The 16,098-nt window shown below is 63.6% G+C and carries 16 protein-coding genes and 2 pseudogenes; 6 read left to right on the top strand and 12 right to left on the bottom strand.

Annotation, left to right across the window (positions count from 1 at the left end):
* Nucleotides 1–482 precede the first annotated feature (482 nt).
* Nucleotides 483–1,256 carry a DUF3800 domain-containing protein gene (locus HLH36_RS00005; RefSeq protein ID WP_182984500.1) on the top strand — a complete coding sequence of 258 codons (774 nt, stop codon included), beginning with the start codon at nucleotides 483–485 and terminating at the stop codon, nucleotides 1,254–1,256.
* Nucleotides 1,257–1,930: 674 nt separating this feature from the next.
* On the opposite strand, the gene HLH36_RS00010 is transcribed toward HLH36_RS00005, so the two are convergent.
* Nucleotides 1,931–3,181, bottom strand: a complete 1,251-nt coding sequence (locus HLH36_RS00010) for a tyrosine-type recombinase/integrase (protein WP_182984501.1) — start codon at nucleotides 3,179–3,181, stop codon at nucleotides 1,931–1,933.
* A 368-nt stretch (nucleotides 3,182–3,549) separates the two neighbouring features.
* Nucleotides 3,550–3,876, bottom strand: a complete 327-nt coding sequence (locus tag HLH36_RS00015; RefSeq protein ID WP_182984502.1) for a hypothetical protein — start codon at nucleotides 3,874–3,876, stop codon at nucleotides 3,550–3,552.
* A gap of 591 nt (nucleotides 3,877–4,467) precedes the next feature.
* Between HLH36_RS00015 and HLH36_RS00020 the strand changes: the two genes are divergently transcribed.
* Nucleotides 4,468–4,974, top strand: coding sequence for a YciE/YciF ferroxidase family protein (locus HLH36_RS00020; protein ID WP_182984503.1), 507 nt, complete (start codon nucleotides 4,468–4,470; stop codon nucleotides 4,972–4,974).
* Between the two features lie 225 nt (nucleotides 4,975–5,199).
* On the opposite strand, the pseudogene HLH36_RS20230 reads toward HLH36_RS00020, so the two are convergent.
* The 4 genes and pseudogenes from HLH36_RS20230 to HLH36_RS19650 form a co-directional block, all read right to left on the bottom strand.
* Nucleotides 5,200–5,322 (bottom strand): annotated as a pseudogene (locus HLH36_RS20230) (cysteine hydrolase family protein); the annotation flags it as partial.
* 105 nt (nucleotides 5,323–5,427) lie between these two features.
* A pseudogene (locus tag HLH36_RS20155) lies at nucleotides 5,428–5,647 on the bottom strand (DJ-1/PfpI family protein); the annotation flags it as partial.
* Nucleotides 5,648–5,771: 124 nt separating this feature from the next.
* Nucleotides 5,772–6,338, bottom strand: coding sequence for a DUF4142 domain-containing protein (locus HLH36_RS00035; RefSeq protein ID WP_220792642.1), 567 nt, complete (start codon nucleotides 6,336–6,338; stop codon nucleotides 5,772–5,774).
* Nucleotides 6,339–6,797: 459 nt separating this feature from the next.
* On the bottom strand, nucleotides 6,798–7,451 hold the full coding sequence (locus HLH36_RS19650) for a con-10 family general stress protein (protein ID WP_246376242.1): 654 nt from the start codon (nucleotides 7,449–7,451) through the stop codon (nucleotides 6,798–6,800).
* Nucleotides 7,452–7,745: 294 nt separating this feature from the next.
* On the opposite strand from HLH36_RS19650, the gene HLH36_RS00045 reads away from it, so the two are divergent.
* The gene (locus HLH36_RS00045) at nucleotides 7,746–8,132 is read left to right on the top strand and encodes an MAPEG family protein (protein ID WP_182984504.1); all 387 of its coding nucleotides are present in this window, start codon (nucleotides 7,746–7,748) and stop codon (nucleotides 8,130–8,132) included.
* Nucleotides 8,133–8,150: 18 nt separating this feature from the next.
* On the opposite strand, the gene poxB is transcribed toward HLH36_RS00045, so the two are convergent.
* The 3 genes from poxB to HLH36_RS00060 form a co-directional block, all read right to left on the bottom strand.
* The gene (gene poxB / locus HLH36_RS00050; protein WP_182984505.1) at nucleotides 8,151–9,887 is read right to left on the bottom strand and encodes a ubiquinone-dependent pyruvate dehydrogenase; all 1,737 of its coding nucleotides are present in this window, start codon (nucleotides 9,885–9,887) and stop codon (nucleotides 8,151–8,153) included.
* A 438-nt stretch (nucleotides 9,888–10,325) separates the two neighbouring features.
* Nucleotides 10,326–10,607: a hypothetical protein gene (locus HLH36_RS00055; RefSeq protein WP_182984506.1), complete on the bottom strand. Its 282-nt coding sequence runs from the start codon at nucleotides 10,605–10,607 to the stop codon at nucleotides 10,326–10,328.
* A 178-nt stretch (nucleotides 10,608–10,785) separates the two neighbouring features.
* The gene (locus HLH36_RS00060; RefSeq protein ID WP_246376244.1) at nucleotides 10,786–11,247 is read right to left on the bottom strand and encodes an Lrp/AsnC family transcriptional regulator; all 462 of its coding nucleotides are present in this window, start codon (nucleotides 11,245–11,247) and stop codon (nucleotides 10,786–10,788) included.
* A gap of 111 nt (nucleotides 11,248–11,358) precedes the next feature.
* Between HLH36_RS00060 and HLH36_RS00065 the strand changes: the two genes are divergently transcribed.
* Nucleotides 11,359–12,450: a saccharopine dehydrogenase family protein gene (locus HLH36_RS00065; RefSeq protein ID WP_182984508.1), complete on the top strand. Its 1,092-nt coding sequence runs from the start codon at nucleotides 11,359–11,361 to the stop codon at nucleotides 12,448–12,450.
* Nucleotides 12,451–12,652: 202 nt separating this feature from the next.
* Nucleotides 12,653–13,117, top strand: a complete 465-nt coding sequence (locus tag HLH36_RS19655) for a UrcA family protein (protein ID WP_246376246.1) — start codon at nucleotides 12,653–12,655, stop codon at nucleotides 13,115–13,117.
* A gap of 69 nt (nucleotides 13,118–13,186) precedes the next feature.
* Here HLH36_RS19655 and HLH36_RS00075 read toward each other — a convergent pair whose 3' ends face one another.
* Entirely contained in the window at nucleotides 13,187–14,476 is a 1,290-nt protein-coding gene (locus HLH36_RS00075; RefSeq protein WP_182984509.1) for an MFS transporter, read from the bottom strand.
* Between the two features lie 72 nt (nucleotides 14,477–14,548).
* On the opposite strand from HLH36_RS00075, the gene HLH36_RS00080 reads away from it, so the two are divergent.
* A complete protein-coding gene (locus HLH36_RS00080; RefSeq protein ID WP_182984510.1) occupies nucleotides 14,549–15,148 on the top strand; it encodes a TetR/AcrR family transcriptional regulator in 600 nt (199 codons plus the stop codon).
* A 76-nt stretch (nucleotides 15,149–15,224) separates the two neighbouring features.
* On the opposite strand, the gene HLH36_RS00085 is transcribed toward HLH36_RS00080, so the two are convergent.
* Nucleotides 15,225–15,410, bottom strand: a complete 186-nt coding sequence (locus tag HLH36_RS00085; RefSeq protein ID WP_182978335.1) for a hypothetical protein — start codon at nucleotides 15,408–15,410, stop codon at nucleotides 15,225–15,227.
* Between the two features lie 109 nt (nucleotides 15,411–15,519).
* Nucleotides 15,520–16,098, bottom strand: a complete 579-nt coding sequence (locus HLH36_RS00090; protein WP_182984511.1) for a YceI family protein — start codon at nucleotides 16,096–16,098, stop codon at nucleotides 15,520–15,522.

A 16,098-nucleotide genomic window follows, 5' to 3' on the forward strand; every position in this document is an offset into this window, starting at 1 on the left:
TGCTCCGCCCTGGCCGCCAGGTCCGGCATTTCCGAGAAGACGCTCCGCCGGCACCTGCCCACCGTGCCGGGGCTGACATGCGTTCGGTTGGGCCGCGCCATCTATTGAGGCTGACGTCCAACTGATCGAGCGGGCGCTTCGGCAGCCTTATCCGGGGTCGATCGCGGCGACGCCGGTTCGAACCACGGTGCGTTCTAGCGCAGCTCAGCGGCCTATGCAGGAGGCCGTGCAAGCTAGGCAGATGAAATCGTTGGCGCGGCCAAGGGGCGAATGTCTCGACTGAGCAGACTTGCTGGCTGACCGAGAAACCTATCTGATCGACCCTTCTGGATCGGGGGCAGATAAAAAAGCAGGATTGACCCTACATCAAACCCTTGGGACGCTAACTGTGGAATAATCGTCGAATCGTCGTGAGCGCTGGATCGGAAATAAGCAATTTCAGATTCTTGACGAAGTAGCTTTCTTTACGCGGAGACTGAACATTGTATCTGTTATTTGTTGACGAAAGCGGCACACCGCAAAAGGAAAATGCCAAGGACATAGGTTATTTTGTCATGGCTGGTTTAGTAATTCCAGAAAATAGATGGTCTGGAATGAGAGATAAATTGGTGGGGCTCAAGAGAAGAACAAAATATAAAGGAGAAATAAAATGGAGATATTTTGCACCAAACAATAAAGATGATGAAAATCCCATGAAAGATTGGGATATTCCAGCTAGAAACAGTATGCGAGCAGAAGTGTTTTCGATTATAACAGAAACAAAATCATGCAAAATTATAGCGGGTGTATCAGAATCGACTACAGCTTACGCATTGAGGAACTGCAATTCTCAGGATGATTTGTATTTTATGACCTACAAGCCTGTAACGGAAAGATTTCAATATTTCCTACAGGACATAAATAGAGAGGCTGGAACAGACTCGATGGGTATTATTGTAGCCGACCATCGAGGTCGCGGCGATGATGATAGCATGCGGCACAGGCATGAACGTCTCTTGCGCGAGACAGGAAATTATACTTCATCATATCCAAATTTCATTGAAGGTCTTTTTTTCTCGCCGTCTCATCTGAGTATCGGGATACAATTAGTAGATATGGTTGCTGGGGCCATTTGGCGCGCGCAAGCCTATAACGACAGGACATGGTATGACGTTTTAAAGCCCGCGATGCGATGCTGCCCCAGAACCGGAAAAATCGACGGATTTGGGATCGCTCGGGTGCCGAAAGCGAACTGGCAGGGGAATATTTTAAATTGACGCCGGGCGAGACCGTAGTCTCAACGTGCAATGTGACGCACTCCCGGCGGAAATTTCGTATCAAGATTCGTCTCCAGAGTCAAGATCTATCACAGCTTCTGTGTTCGATTGATCTTGCCTGTAGGGGAAAATTGAGGCGAAATAGTCAGAACTGGCTCTCAACTCGCGATCGCGGCGCACTCGCCAGCATCGTCCGCACAGCAAATGCCCCGATCATCGCCGCCTCCGCCCGGCCATCGTCCTTCTTCCGCCTGAACAGGTCGGCGCAGGTTGGGAGATCTGCATGGCGCGGGTCCGGACGATAGAAATTTCCCTTGACAAACATATTGTTGAAAGGTATCATGCGCCCGATTTTTACACCTCAGCCTTGGTGCAACTGGGCTTTCGTGTCGAAAATGCCAGACCGTGGTTGTTGGGTTCCTGGCTCCTTATTGACTGGCTGATACAGGCCGGCATCTTAGGAGAAGGAGGTTTCATGCATACTGCGTTCAATATGGGTATGGACACCCTCGCGTTCCTGTGGGTTAGGGGTCCAATGACTACGCTGGCGCGGACGATACAGAACCAGTCACCGCAATGAGAGGCGCGCGAAAGGGGTCGTCCCCCTTTACCCATCCCAGTTTTCCCAGTGACAGCAGCAGAGAGCAAGTTGCTGAAGTTAACATTGGCGACAACTAAATGCTCAACAGAGCAGGATACCCTATTCGGCGCCCCTCTGTTGCGACTGGAGAGATTATCCAAGCTACCCAATCTTCCATCATTTGCCGGCGCTTCTCGAACAGATCCCCGCGGCGGTAGGCTGCCTCCACCTTGTCGCCAATCGCGTGCGCTAGGGCCATCTTGGCCACCTCGCGCGGGTAGTCGGTTTCCTCGGCCGCCCAGTCGCGGAAGGTGGACCGCAGCCCATGCACGGTGACGTCCTTGGTCCCTGCGGCAAGGTGCAGGGCCTTGGACAGCGCCACATCAGATAGCGGCTTGGTGCGCTTCTGACCGGGGAACACAAGATCCCCAGCCCTCGAGTCTCGGAGCGGCTCGACCTCGCGCAGGATGGCCAGCGCACCGTCGGTCAGTGGAACCCGATGCTCCTTGCCGGCCTTCATCTTGTGTGCCGGCACGGTCCAGGTCCCTTCGATCAAATCGATCTCCGACCACACAGACGCCCGCACTTCGCCGGACCGGGCCGCCGTCAGGCAGGTGAACCGGACGGCCTTCGCGGCTAAACCGCCGGACGCGGCCAGAGCCGCCATCACCTTCCCGATGTCCTTTCGGTCAATTGCGGCGTGATGCTCGACCTTCGCTACAGCAGAGGGCTTCGGCAGGATGGCAGCAAGGTGGCCCTTCCACCGGGCTGGATTTTCGCCTGCTCGCCAGCCATGGGTCCGCGCGTAGTCGAGGATGCGCTCCATCCGGCCGCGCACGCGACTGGCCGTCTCCGTCTTGCTCGTCCAAATGGGGCGCAGCACCTCTAAAACGGTATCCGTGTCCATGTCGGCCACCGGCGTAGCCCCACAAACCGGAAAGGCATTCAACTCGAGTGATGCCATCCAGGTCGCTGCCGACCGCTTGTCCCGCCACCCAGGCGACTGCTCGGCAATATATCGCTCTGCCACCTGTTGGAAGGTCAGACCCAACTCACGCTTGGCCGCCGCCTCTTCCGCACGCCGCTGCTCCAGAGGATCGATGCCATCGGCCAAAACACGTCGGCAGTCTGCGGAACGCTTGCGGGCCTCCACCAGGCTGACGTCCACGGCCGAGCCCAGCCCCATTTCCCGGCGCTTGCCTGTCTTCGGGCTTGTATAGCGGAAGGTCCATACCTTGGATCCGCCCCTGGCAACGACCCAGAGGTTGCCGCCGTCTGCCAGCGCGCCATCCTTCAACGCGGCGATTTGCCGCACAGTCAACTGATGTGGTGAGCGCCGGCTCATGTCGTTGTGTACCCCTCTTTGTACCCATCTTAGAAACCGGGCTTTCAGGGGTCAACCAGGGACGCCCAGAGACAATGCGCCACCCAATATCCTATTTATCCTATGAAATATGGGACGCCTAGGAACGGTGGGGGACATGGATTAGGCGGACACTCTCTCCGCCACCCCGCTCACTCATCATGTCGCATATAGGCTACAGGCCGCAGCTCCCGCCCATTTTCCACGTGACGCGTGTGGCCAGCCGCAGCCCGAACGAACCATGCAATGTCATCGGTTTGGGGGTATCTTCTAGGAGTTCCAAAGCTTGCCCAGGCATGGGCACGGGCGACAATGTCCCGCGCAGCCCGAAGATAGGAAGATAGACAGTCCTAATCCCGAGGCCTTTCGACATCCCCCTGCCGGCCCTGCGACGCATCGCCGCTGGGCGGCGCATGCTTCAGCCGCTTCGTCGCCTCCTCGTGCGACAACGGCACGACCTTGCAACCGGCCTTGGTAGGGCACGGAGCCCGAGGCGTCGGCGAAACCTGGTCACGCTTCAGTTGCGGCCAGTCCGGCAGCTTTTCCGAAGGCGGCACCTTCTTGTCTTTCTGCAGATAGCCACCGCTGGAGGGCGGCTCCGGGGCCGATGGCGAACGGGGCGCCGCAGGCGGAATGCCCGCATCCTGCGTCGATGCCGAGGCCACCGGTGCCGCCATAATGACCGCCAGCGCAATCCATGTGCCCGCAAGAGACTGTCTACAAAACCGCCCTGCTGGCCCTCCTGCCGGGCGGCCGCTCACCGAACTCGCATCATGGCAGCGATCTGGAAAATTATGCATGGCATACCCTTCCATTGCATGTGCCAAGGTAACACGACCGCCGCCGCGAGGTTCCGAATACCGTCAGCAGCCGCGCGCCACAAGCGACAGGATGGAACATCCACCCTGGCGGCTCTACGAAAAAATGCCGCCATTACAGGAAACAAAATAAGACACCCTCCAGCCCCGCAACACGGCACCCCACCAGAAACCCGATCGCGGAAGAATTTTGTCCGATCCGCAACCCTATAGGCACAGCCGCGTAGGTTCAGACATGCCTCCCGACGGGGGAGCACCACGGATGGCGCTCTCGAGGCAGCCCCGGCGGATGAACCTCCCCGTCCACGACCGACCGGCAGCCCACGAGCACCGCCCCACCCAGCCAAGAAAACGCAGGCGTGAAGACGGTCTTCCCGGGGCACAAACCGGCGTTCGCGCGGATGAATCCGCCGAGGCTCCGCGTCCCCTTGAAACGGAAAGGAATTCATCATGCCAATCCAGGAAAAGACCCTGTCCGACGCGTTCTATGAGACGCTGAAAGACGTCTATTTCGCCGAAAAGCAGATCCTGAAGGCCCTCAAGAGGTCGGTCCGCGCCGCCCACGCGCCGGACCTCAAGGAAGCGTTCGAAACACACGCCGGCGAAACCGCCCACCATGTCGAGCGACTGAACGAGATATTCGGATTGATCGGCAAGGCGCCGCGCTCCAAGACCTGCGAAGCAACGCAGGGTATTCTGGCCGAAATGGAAGAAGATCTCGAAGATTTCGGCTCGACCGAAGCGGCGGACGCGGTGCTGATCGGATGCGCCCAGTCCATCGAACATTATGAAATCTCCCGGTACGGCACGCTGAAGGCATGGGCCGCCACCCTCGGCCTTACCCAGGCCGAAAAACTTCTCGGCGAAACATTGGAAGAAGAGAAGCGGACCGACGCCCTCCTGACCGAAATCGCCGAGCGGGAGTGCAATCCGGAGGCCATGCTCCGGGCCAGCTGACCCTCGTCCCGGCGCCCTCCGGAAAACCCGGAGGGCGCCGCCCGCTCTCGCCTGGCGCTGTCGGCTCCGACACCGCGCCAGTTGTCCGTCACCACCAGACAGCCGGAATCTCGTCAGCGGTCGCGGTTTCGACCTGCTGCCCATACCGCGCGTAATAGACGTGCCGCGACGCGTCATGGACGGAATCCGAAGAACTGCAGAGCGCATCAATCGCAATGACAACACGGTGGCCAGCACGCAGATATCGGTCTCACCACCCGAGATGATCAGCGTCTCCGTTCCACGCCGGACAAGCCGTGATTGAAGATCCGTCTTCATCCAGGGCGAATAGACATGCTTGGCCACCATTTCCGCCGGCGGCACGAAGCGTGCGTAATTCCGGCATCAGTTCCACCATGTCCATCCCGATCCGCTCCAATAGCGGAGAGCGTTCGACACGTGGCCCGGCCCGCTTCAGGCAGGCAGACCATCCGGCCGGCGGGATGTCACCAGCCGGCCGTCCATCACCACCTCCTCATCCACCCAGTCCGCCCCAGCGTTCAGCCGGTCGGTCCGCAGGGATGGCCAGGAGGTCATGCGATGGCCCGCCCCCCCCCCTGGCCTCGATCAATGTCCACGCACCATGGCAGATCGCCGCGATCGGCTTGCCGGCCTCGACAAAATGCCTCACGAACGCGCGCCCGTATCCCGCGGTACCTCGCCCGGCGTGACGCGCTCCACTTCCTCCACACCATCGGTTGCCGGAATGGCAATGGCTCGCCCGCTCAGTTGCGCCATCTCCTTTCTCCTTCGGCCGGTCAGTCACGCATGATGGGAAGAGCGCGTGCCATGCGCAGATGTTCTTTCAGGGTGGGAAGCGCATGCATGGCAAAATCCCGCAACGCCTGGTCCTCCTTGCCCTCGCTGTAGCGTGTGAAGAGCGACACGGCATCCTCATGCGCCGCGATCTGCTCGGTGCGATACTGCCGATCGAAGCCAGGCCCTTTGAGGTTGCGCAGTTGATTCAGCTTCGTCTCATGCGCCTGGTCCAGCGCGGTAGGCGGCGCCTTGATGCCGGCGCGCCCGCCAATGGCCTCCTTGAGCTGCACTGTCGTCGCCTGATGGTCCTTCAGCATCCGGTCGGCAAAAGCCCGCACAGAGGCATTCATGCTGCGCTCCTGCGCCAGTCTGGCCGACTGGATCTCGAACATGTCGCTCAACGCCACCGTCCGCACAAAATCGTCGGTCGAGGGGCTGACCCCCAGCAGCGAATTGACGCCGGACCGTTCGCCGACCGATTGCGCTTGCAAGGGGCCAGCACCCGCCAGCAAGACAAGTACCGCCGCGCCGGTCGCGGCCAGGGCGGCACGATATGTCATGAACATGACGACTTCCTTCGGCTGAATGATTGGGTTTCCTGCTCTGATTCGCAGCAGGACACAGACAGGTGCTCCGTGGCACGCCGCTGTCGCTTGCGCGCGCCGGGACAACACCGCACGGCGTCACGCAGAATCAAAAAGTCTTTAACAATGAATAAGTTTTTTAAATATGCCTACACCTGTTTGTGAGAACGCACCGCGAGGGGTTTCAGCACCCGGGCACGGGAAACGCGCATCCGGCCGCCGCCGGCGCGCGCTTGCGGACAGGCACTCAGCCAATCCCCCTTCCACCCGTGACGCCATAGACCTCGCCATCGATAAGCAGGCACCCGACTGACGTCTGCCAGCCGGGTGCCCAAGGACGCTTATCGGTTAGACAAAGTTGCAGGCAATTTCATCATGATCCGTCGCGCGCCCATCACGGCCACGCATGCCGCATGCTGCCGACGCCCTTATGAACCGCCCTTATGAACCCTTGTGGGACGCATGGCCGCCCTTGCGGCCCGCTTCCGCTGCCTTTTCGGGATCGTCAGCAAAATTTCCGCTCTTCTTCTCGGCACTGCCGGTACTATGCTCCGCGCTGCTCCCATGGCCTCCGTGGCTGTACTGACCTCCCTTGCGCCCTGCCTCGGCCGCCCGTTCGGGATCGTCGGCAAAATTTCCCCCCTTATGTTCGGGGTTGCCGCTGCCATGTGCGGCAGTCCCGCCATGGCTGTGCTGGCCTCCCTTGCGGCCAGCCTCGGCCGCCCGTTCATGATCCTGCGCAAAATTGCCCGGATTATGCCCGGCACCCCCGCCCCCACGGCTATCCGCCGCATGCACGAGAGACGAATGATATTTTTCCAGTAAGATCATGGAATGCTCCTGTTTTCTTGAAAATCGAACCGCGCATCGCGCCGCAGCCTCACGGACCTGCCCGGCTCCTGCCTCCCAATACACCAGTTGGAACAAGTTTATAAAATTTTCTTTTATAAAAAGGATATTTTCAAACGCATATGAAATGAGCCAACCGATTGATGTGGCGGAAAGATTCCCCTCGAAACCACCAATCACCCACTCGTGAACTCCACGCACAACATACTGAGACCGCAGGAAATAATTTCCATATTTCCCGTTCATTTCATAATTTTTTCAATTCCTGCGTTCTCGCGGGCAGCCGGCCATCGGCACCACCTCATCCCCTGGCGCAACACCGGCCTCGCCATTCCCACGCACACATGAACCACCCAGCATGAAGAAGACGGAACGGGGCTATGCCCTCCGGGCTCCACACGACGAGCCATGTCCGCGCAGGCCCGAAAGGCCGTCGCGATGAAAGCCGCAACCCGCAGCGACTGGCCGCGTTGCACGCACCGGCCGCTCCAAGGCCGGTGCGTGGCCATTCTTCTGTCCGGCGTGGGAAGGAAAGCTGCCATGACGTCCGAACTCTGGGCCCTGCTCTGGTCCGCCATCCTCTGCCTGGCGCTGCCCGTGCTCTACGGGCCCCTCTATTCCCGCCAGATCGGACAGGCCGGCGTGATCGGCAACCGCGAAGGCGTCCCCGAGCCCAGGGGGGCGGCAGGGCGGGGCCTGCGGGCGCACCGCAACCTGGTGGAAAACCTGCTCCCCTTCGCCATTGTCGTGCTGATCGCGCACGCCGCCGGCATCTCCAACAGCATGACCGTGCTGGGCGCATGGCTGTTCCTGGGGGCGCGGGTCGTCCATGCCGCGAGCTACATCGCCGGCATTACCGGCATCCGCACGCTGGCATGGCTGGTGGGCGCGGCCGGTATCGTGCTGATCATCGTGCAGATCTTCTGACCGCCACCGCGCCCCGATTCAGTGTTTCAGAAGATTGGTCTTGGCCAGATCGAGAATCTCATCCCCCCGGCCGCTCATGATCGCACGGAGCACATACAGGCTGAACCCCTTCACCTGCTCGGCCTCGAGCGTAGGCGGCAGCGAAAGCTCCTGGGTCGCGGTCACCACATCCAGCAGCGCCGGCCCGTCATGGGCCAGGATTTCGGCCACAGCCCCCGGCAGGTCACCCGGGTCCTCGACGCGCAGGGCATGGATGCCCATCGCCCGCGCCATCGCCGCGAAATCCGGATTCTTCAGATCGACGCCGACATCGACAAAGCCCGCGGCCTTCATTTCCAGCGCGACGAAACCCAGCACGCCATTGTTGAAGATCACGATCTTCACCGCCAGGTCCTGTTGCGTCAGCGTGATCAGGTCGCCCATCAGCATGGTAAAGCCACCATCGCCCGAAAGCGACACCACCTGCCGCCCCGGCTGCGCGGCTTGGATGCCGATCGCATGCGGCATGGCATTGGCCATGGAACCATGAACCCAGGACCCGATCAGCCGGCGCCTGCCATTCATCTTGATGTAACGCGCGGCCCAGATGGTGGGCGTACCGACATCCGCGGTAAAGACAGCATCCTCCGCCGCCGCCTCACTGACCAGCTTCGCCAGATATTGGGGGTGGATCGGCCTGCGCCCGGGCGTGCCGGTCGCCAGATCATCCAGCCCTTCCCGGGCCTTGGCATAATGGTCCAGGCTGTCGTCCAGATGCGTCCGATCCGCCTTCACCGTCAGTTTCGGCAGCAAGGCGGCGATCGTCGCCCCCACATCACCGACCAGCCCCAGATCCAGCTTGCAGCGCCGCCCCAGATTCTGCGCCCGGATATCGACCTGTGCGATCCGGGCTTCGGCCGGCAGGAACTGCTTGTAGGGAAAATCGGTTCCCAGCATCAGCAGAACGTCGCACGCCTTCATGGCGGCATAGCCGGACGAAAACCCGATAAAGCCCGTCATCCCCACATCGTAGGGATTGTCATATTCCACCCATTCCTTGCCGCCCAGCGCATGCACGATCGGACTCTTGAGCGCCTCCGCCAACTGCAGCAGCAGCCCATGGGCCCCCGCGCAGCCCCGACCGCAGAACAGGGTGACACGCCCGGCACCGTTCAGCAGTTCCGCCAGCGCGCCCAGTTCGGCCTCCGCCGGCCGCACCAGCGGCACCGGCGGCAGCAGCCCCCGGCGCGCCGCATGGGCGCCAGGCGGCGCCGGGCGCAGTGCGACATCCCCGGGAATGACCACCACAGCCACGCCGCGCAGCCCCACGGCAGCCCGAATGGCATTTTCCAGCACATAGGGCAGTTGGGACGGATCGGAGACAAGCTCGCAATAATGACTGCATTCCCGAAACAGGTTCTGCGGATGCGTCTCCTGGAAATAGCCGCCGCCAATTTCCCCCGAGGGAATATGCGCGGCAATCGCCAGCACCGGCGTCCGGCTGCGATGGGCATCGAACAGGCCGTTGATAAGGTGCAGGTTGCCTGGCCCGCACGACCCCGCGCAGACGGCAAGCTGGTTCACGATCTGCGCGTCTCCAGCCGCCGCAAAGGCCGCGACCTCCTCATGACGCACATGCACCCACTCGATGGCCGGCCGAACCCGCAGCGCCTCCGTCAGGGCGTTGAGACTGTCGCCCACAACGCCGAATATGCGTTTCACGCCCGCTTCAACAAGCGTATCCGCGATCAGGTCGGCAACGGTGGCGGCAGGCATCCACTCTCTCCCGAATGCATCATGGAATCGACCATCGCCTGAAGGGACGGATCAGCCGCGCGCGGCCCCGTCGAGGCGATCGGCATGGACGGGTCGGCACGACCCGTCCATTGTCATGTGCATCGCTACGGGTGGACGTCCCGAAAGTTCCCCCGGCCGACATCCGCACGGCCTGCGACCGGCTCAGCTACGCCCGCGCCCTGGTGGCCAATGTGGGGCTGAAGAACGGGCGCCTCCTCTCCCGGCTGAACGCGACGGCGGCCCGCTGGATGGATGACGGCCGCTACCTGTTCCGCTGGATCAATCCCGGCGGCTGCGCGCACGACAATCCGGATGACGCGCCGTTCCACTGCCATCGCCAGATGCACATGGATTACGGATTCATGCAGATGATCCGTTACAGCCGGGGCGCGTCGAGCCTGTCTGGACCCGGCCCCGTCATGACGGAGATTTCGCCCTGCCCCGGCCGGGCTTCTTCTTCCCCGCCGGTTCGAACATCGCCCGGCAGCGCGGCGAAAGCTGGTCGACCTTCTTCTTCATGCAGGCGGTTACCTTGTCTTCGTTCGGAATGGCGAAGGTGCACAGCTTGATCGCATCCCCCCGGCAGGCCGCGCTCTGCTCCTCGCGCGACGCGGCATGGGCCGCACCCGGGGAAAAGGCGGCAAGGGAAAAGGCGACGAGGGCGAACGCGGCGAATGGAGCGTATGCTGAAAGTCTCAAGGTCGCTTCTCCTCAATTGCCGGGGGCTCCGCAGCCGTTCGATGGGATGAGGCGGGGCGCGCCGGCGGCTCCCACAAACATCACATTTTTCAACGCATTCCAGACCCGATGGTTCACGCCGGCCGCGGCACAGCCCTATCTCAGCCCCACGTCGCCAGCCGCCTCCTGAGCGGCCCGGTCACGAAGCCGGCTCCCCTCCCCGGCGCCGGAACCGCGTGGAGAGGATGATCGCCGATGTCGTGCGCTCCACCCCGTCCAGCATGCCGATCCGGTCGATAACCCGGTTGATGGTCTCGGTCGAGCCCGCGCCGACAATGGCGATCATGTCCACCATGCCGCTGACGGCGTGGAGTTCGCGGATTTCCCGGATCGGACGCAGCGACGCCTCGACCGAGGCCGCCTGGCGCGGCGTGACCGTGATCATGACATGCGCCCGCACCGCATCGGCGTCATGGGCCGGGGTGACGGTCGTATAGCCCGCAATCAGCCCGGCCCGCTCCATCCGCTCGATCCGGCTCTGCACCGTCGTGCGCGACAGGCCGACACGGCGGGCCAGCGCGACGGTGGAAATCCGCGCATTGCCCTCCAGCAGGGCCAGCAGGGCCTTGTCCGTCTCATCGGGTTGCATAATGCCGATCATATCCGACATTCTGCCGAAAGAAAGCGCCGATCGCGCGTCACTCCGCCCATTGTATCCGACCGCGTTCCTTCGTTCCATTTCCGTATCGCATACGGATCAGGAACGATGGGCATGAAGAAGATACTCGTTGCCGGCGCCGGCAAGATCGGCTCCACGATCGCGGATTTCCTCGATGCGACCGGCGATTACGCCGTCACGCTGATCGACCGGGACCAGCCGGGCCTGGACCGCGCCGATGTCGGCCCCCAGGTCCGCCGCCTCCGGGCCGACATCGCGCAGCCCGACGCCCTGGCCCCGCTGATGGCGGGCCACGACGCCGTCCTCTCCGCCGCACCCTACCATCTCACGACCGCGATCGCCTCCGCCGCCGCCTCGGCGGGCATCCACTATCTGGACCTGACCGAGGACGTGGCCAGCACCCGCGCGGTGCGCGAGCTGGCGGCCGGCGCATCCTCCGCCTTCATCCCGCAATGCGGCCTGGCCCCCGGCTTCGTGTCCATCGTCGCCCACGACATCGCCCGGCGCTTCGACCGGCTGGACACGATCCACCTGCGGGTCGGCGCGCTGCCCGAATTCCCTTCCAACGCGCTGGGCTACAACCTCACCTGGAGCACCGACGGCGTCATCAACGAATATATCGAGCCCTGCGAGGCCATCGTGGAGGGTCAGCGGCGCATGGTGCCGGCGCTGGAAGGGCTGGAAACGCTGGGCGTCGACGGCGTGACCTACGAGGCCTTCAACACCTCGGGCGGCCTGGGCTCGCTGTGCGAGACCTATGCCGGAGCAGTGCGCGAGCTCAACTACCGCACCATCCGCTATCCCGGCCACGCCCAGGCGATGAAGCTGCTGCTGCGCGACCTGCGGCTGGCCGAACGGCGCGAGCTGTTCAAGGATATTCTCGAATACGCCCTGCCGGTGACGCAGCAGGACATCGTGCTGGTCTTCGTCACCGTGTCAGGCTGGCGCGACGGCCGGCTGACGCAGGAAAGCTTCGTCCGCCGCATCTATGGCGAGACCGTCAACGGCCGCCCACGCACCGCCATCCAGATCACCACCGCCGGCGCCATCTGCGCCGTGCTGGACCTGCTGAAGGACGGCCGCCTCCCCGCCCGGGGCCTCATCCGCCAGGAGGATATCGCGCTGGACGCCTTCCTCGAAAACCGCTTCGGGCGCGTCTATCAGGGCCGCCGCCCCGCCGCCTGACAGTCCGACGGGGCATGCACCCATTGCGTGGCACAGGGAAAGGCCCCGCTGAATGTGATCTGGTTCCCCCATGCCCACACGCCTACACAATAAGGCGTCAGGCGACCCTGCCGGAGGCAATCTCCGGCGGGCGACCGCACTGAGTCTCTTCCAGGTCGATCTTGGAGCGTGTGTCATGACCAATCCAGTATGGATGGCTGGTATGGCGCCTATGGAAGCCAACCCGGCAAAGCCGGCAACCCGACAGCAGACTTCGAAAGCAACGTCCCCCCACCATCGGGCCCGGCTCATCGGGGCCGGACTGCTCATCCTGGCAGGATTGGCGCCGTCCCTGGCACCCCTGCATTCCGCCCGGGCCCAGGCCCGCGGCCCCCAGTCCGAAGAGATCACCGCCGAGGGCCAGGGCATGGGCGATGAAGAGGTCCAGCGGATACCCGTTACCTTTTACCGGGCCGATCTGGCGACCGCTCCGGGGGCCCGGGACCTTGTGGCCCGGATAGACCGCGCGGCCCTGACGGTCTGCGGCGACAGTACCGCCATCGGTTCGGAACTCCGCCGTGCGATCGAACGCTCGGACTGCCGGCGCGACGCCGTGATGCGTGCGGTCAGGGATGTGAATGACCTCAACGTGGATTACGCCGCAGGCCAGTACGACCTGGAGGATTAACGCGGTCCCACCGCTCCCGGAGGCGCGGCCATGCCTGCGCCGCGATCCGGGAGCCCCAGGATCTTCCCCCTATCGCGCCCCTGCCGGAACAGTAGCGCGCACGGGCGCACGGCCGATGCCCAGCGCCATCAGCGCCGCCAGCACGCCCGCGCAGCCGGCCAGCACCAGCATGTCCCGATAGCTGCCCTGGGCCTGGCGCAGCAGCCCTGCCAGCGACGCGGCACAGGCCGCGCCGATCTGGTGCCCGAACACCACCCAGCCGAACACCATGGGCGCCGCACGCTCGCCGAACGCCACATTGGCCAGGCGCAGCGTCGGCGGCACGGTCGCGATCCAGTCCAGCCCGTAGAAGATGCCGAACACCGTCAGGCTGCCCGGCGAGAAATCGCAGAACGGCAACGCCACCAGCGACAGGCCACGCAGCCCGTAATAGGAAAACAGCAGCCAGCGCGCGTCCATCCGGTCGGTCAGCCAGCCCGACAGCGTGGTGCCGAACAGGTCGCACAGCCCCATCATGGCCAGGTACCCCGCCGCCGGCACCTCACCGATCCCATGATCGGCGCAGATGGCGATGAAATGCGTGCCGATCAGCCCATTGGTGGTAAACCCGCACACGAAAAACGTCAGGAACAGAAACCAGAAATCGCGTTTCGGCACCGCATCGCGCAACGCCCCCACCGCCATGTGCAGCGGGTTGCGGTCGGGCGGCGGGGGCGGCACATAATCCGGCGGCGCCCCATGCGGCAGAAGCCCGAGCCGCTCGGGATGTTCGGGCAGCAACAGCGCCACCAGCGGCGCCAGAGCCAGGCAGGCAATGCTCACCGCCAGCACCGGCGCGCGCCAGCCATGGTCATGGGCCAGCGCCGCCAGGGCCGGCAGGAAGAACAGCGATCCGGTGGCCGTGCTGGCCGCCAGCAGCCCCATGACGGTGCCGCGCCGGGCCACGAACCAGCGATTCACCACCGTCGCCCCCAGCACCATCGCCACGGCCCCGGTCCCCAGCCCGGTCAGCATCCCCCAGGTGACGAAGAACTGCCAAGGCTGCGTCATGAACAGGGACAGGAAACTGGCCCCGCCGATCAGCAGCAGCGCGCCGACCAGCGTGCGGCGTATCCCCACCGCCTGCATCAGCGCCGCCGAAAACGGGCCGACAAAGCCATAGAGGAAGATGCCGAACGCCGCGGTGGCGGAAATCCCGGCCCGGCTCCAGCCCAGATCCATCTGCAACGGCATCATCAGCACGCCCGGCGTGGCACGCACCCCCGCCGACACCAGAAGCGACAGAAAGGTCAGCCCCACCACCCCCACAAACGCGTAGGCGGGCCGGGAAACCTTGCGGGAAACAGGGGGCGGGCTCATATGACTGACCGGTCAGTTCAAGATCGCGCCACGTTACGTACCGATCGGTAACATCGTCAAGCGGATTTCCCCATGCGCTCCTCGCCCGCCCCGCGCCCTCCCCGACGTCCGACGGCGGCCGACAGGCTCCGCCAGTCGGCCCGCGACCTGTTCTACCGCCAGGGCATCCGCGCCGTGGGGGTGGAGGAGATCGTGCGGAATGCGGGCGTGACCAAGCCGTCGCTCTATCGCGCCTTCGCCTCCAAGGACGGGCTGGCCACGGCCTTCCTCGCCGACTACCAGCAATGTTTCTGGGACCGGATCGCCCTCGTCCGCGCCGAACATCCCGACGACGCCCGCGCCCAGCTCCTGGCCTATTTCGACGGGCTGGCCGAACGTTCCGCCGCCGCCGACTATCGCGGCTGCGCGCTGACCAACGCCATCCTCGAATATCCCGACCGCGCGCACCCGGTGCGGCAGGAAGCCGCCCGCCTCAAGCATCAGGTACGGGACTGGCTGGTCGACCGCGCCCGACAGATGCGCGCCACCAATCCGGAACGGCTTGCCGACGGCCTGATCCTGCTGATGGAAGGCGCCTCGGTCGTGGGCCAGGCCTTTCCGCCGCCGGGGCCGGCCGCGCAGGTGGGCGCATGCGCGCGCCTGCTGATCGACGCCCAGTGCGGGCCGGGCTGAGAACCTGTTTGGAAATGCGCGCTGGTGGCGATCCGACGCGCGTTACCAAACAGGCTCTGACCGCGCGGCCCGCCGCCTATCGGCGGCTCAGGTCACAAAGCGCGTCGATCTTGTCCGCCAGGGCGGCGATTCCCTGACGCAGACTGTCGGGCATCTGCGGGACGGATTGCGCGCGCCTGTTCAACTGCTCCACATCCGACTGGATTTCGGCCAGAAGCAGGCCGGCTTCCGAAACGATGCCATCTTCATCACGACGCCGCATGCCCGACACCCTTTCCCGACCGGATAACGCCATCCTGCGACCGACTATGGCTGAAAGCAGGGCATGGCGATACCCGCGCCCTCCACACCATACCATAATCGAAACGTCTTCAACCTCCCTTGCGGGCCGAGAGGTCGACATCCACCCCGACCGCCAGCGCAACCCACTGGCCACTCGCCCACGGCCCCTGCCCGACATTGAAGGCGGAACGGACCAGGTCCAGATGCCCCCTGGCATGCGCCGTATCACCGCTGATCTCCAGCGTGAACGGCAGCGTTTCCGGCCGGCTGACACCATGGATCGTCAGCGAACCGATGGCCTGGTAGCCATTGCCTCCCGTCGCCACAAAGCGCGTGGCCTCGAAAGTAGCGGTGGGAAAGGCCGCGACATCGAACCAGTCGCGGCCGGGCATCGCCCCGTCGCGCTGCCGGTCGCCGGTCACGGCACTGGCGATATCGATGGTGATCAGGGCATGGCCCGCCTCGGGATGCGCCGGATCGAACGAGATCGTGCCGCCGAATTTGCCGAAATGCCCGCTGAACGGGCTGCCGGTCTGCATGCCGGAGAAACCGACCGTGCTGTGGGCGGCATCGATCGTCCACTCGGCCGCCAGCGAGGGCCGCGCGAGGAACAGAGCGGCCGCGACGGCCGCGAAGGCCGCGAAGGCCGTCCTGTTGGGAAAAGACAT

The sequence above is a fragment of the Gluconacetobacter aggeris genome, assembly GCF_014174395.1.
GTDB lineage: Bacteria > Pseudomonadota > Alphaproteobacteria > Acetobacterales > Acetobacteraceae > Gluconacetobacter > Gluconacetobacter aggeris.

What these genes read in the sequence shown, in the direction of transcription:
- HLH36_RS00010 (WP_182984501.1), bottom strand. Translation starts at nt 3,181, where the DNA reads ATGAGCCGGCGCTCACCACATCAGTTGACTGTGCGGCAAATCGCCGCG.
- HLH36_RS00015 (WP_182984502.1), bottom strand. Translation starts at nt 3,876, where the DNA reads ATGGCGGCACCGGTGGCCTCGGCATCGACGCAGGATGCGGGCATTCCG.
- HLH36_RS00020 (WP_182984503.1), top strand. Translation starts at nt 4,468, where the DNA reads ATGCCAATCCAGGAAAAGACCCTGTCCGACGCGTTCTATGAGACGCTG.
- HLH36_RS00035 (WP_220792642.1), bottom strand. Translation starts at nt 6,338, where the DNA reads ATGTTCATGACATATCGTGCCGCCCTGGCCGCGACCGGCGCGGCGGTA.
- HLH36_RS19650 (WP_246376242.1), bottom strand. Translation starts at nt 7,451, where the DNA reads ATGAACGGGAAATATGGAAATTATTTCCTGCGGTCTCAGTATGTTGTG.
- HLH36_RS00045 (WP_182984504.1), top strand. Translation starts at nt 7,746, where the DNA reads ATGACGTCCGAACTCTGGGCCCTGCTCTGGTCCGCCATCCTCTGCCTG.
- poxB (WP_182984505.1), bottom strand. Translation starts at nt 9,887, where the DNA reads ATGCCTGCCGCCACCGTTGCCGACCTGATCGCGGATACGCTTGTTGAA.
- HLH36_RS00060 (WP_246376244.1), bottom strand. Translation starts at nt 11,247, where the DNA reads ATGATCGGCATTATGCAACCCGATGAGACGGACAAGGCCCTGCTGGCC.
- HLH36_RS00065 (WP_182984508.1), top strand. Translation starts at nt 11,359, where the DNA reads ATGAAGAAGATACTCGTTGCCGGCGCCGGCAAGATCGGCTCCACGATC.
- HLH36_RS19655 (WP_246376246.1), top strand. Translation starts at nt 12,653, where the DNA reads ATGGCGCCTATGGAAGCCAACCCGGCAAAGCCGGCAACCCGACAGCAG.
- HLH36_RS00075 (WP_182984509.1), bottom strand. Translation starts at nt 14,476, where the DNA reads ATGAGCCCGCCCCCTGTTTCCCGCAAGGTTTCCCGGCCCGCCTACGCG.
- HLH36_RS00080 (WP_182984510.1), top strand. Translation starts at nt 14,549, where the DNA reads ATGCGCTCCTCGCCCGCCCCGCGCCCTCCCCGACGTCCGACGGCGGCC.
- HLH36_RS00085 (WP_182978335.1), bottom strand. Translation starts at nt 15,410, where the DNA reads ATGCGGCGTCGTGATGAAGATGGCATCGTTTCGGAAGCCGGCCTGCTT.
- HLH36_RS00090 (WP_182984511.1), bottom strand. Translation starts at nt 16,098, where the DNA reads ATGTCTTTTCCCAACAGGACGGCCTTCGCGGCCTTCGCGGCCGTCGCG.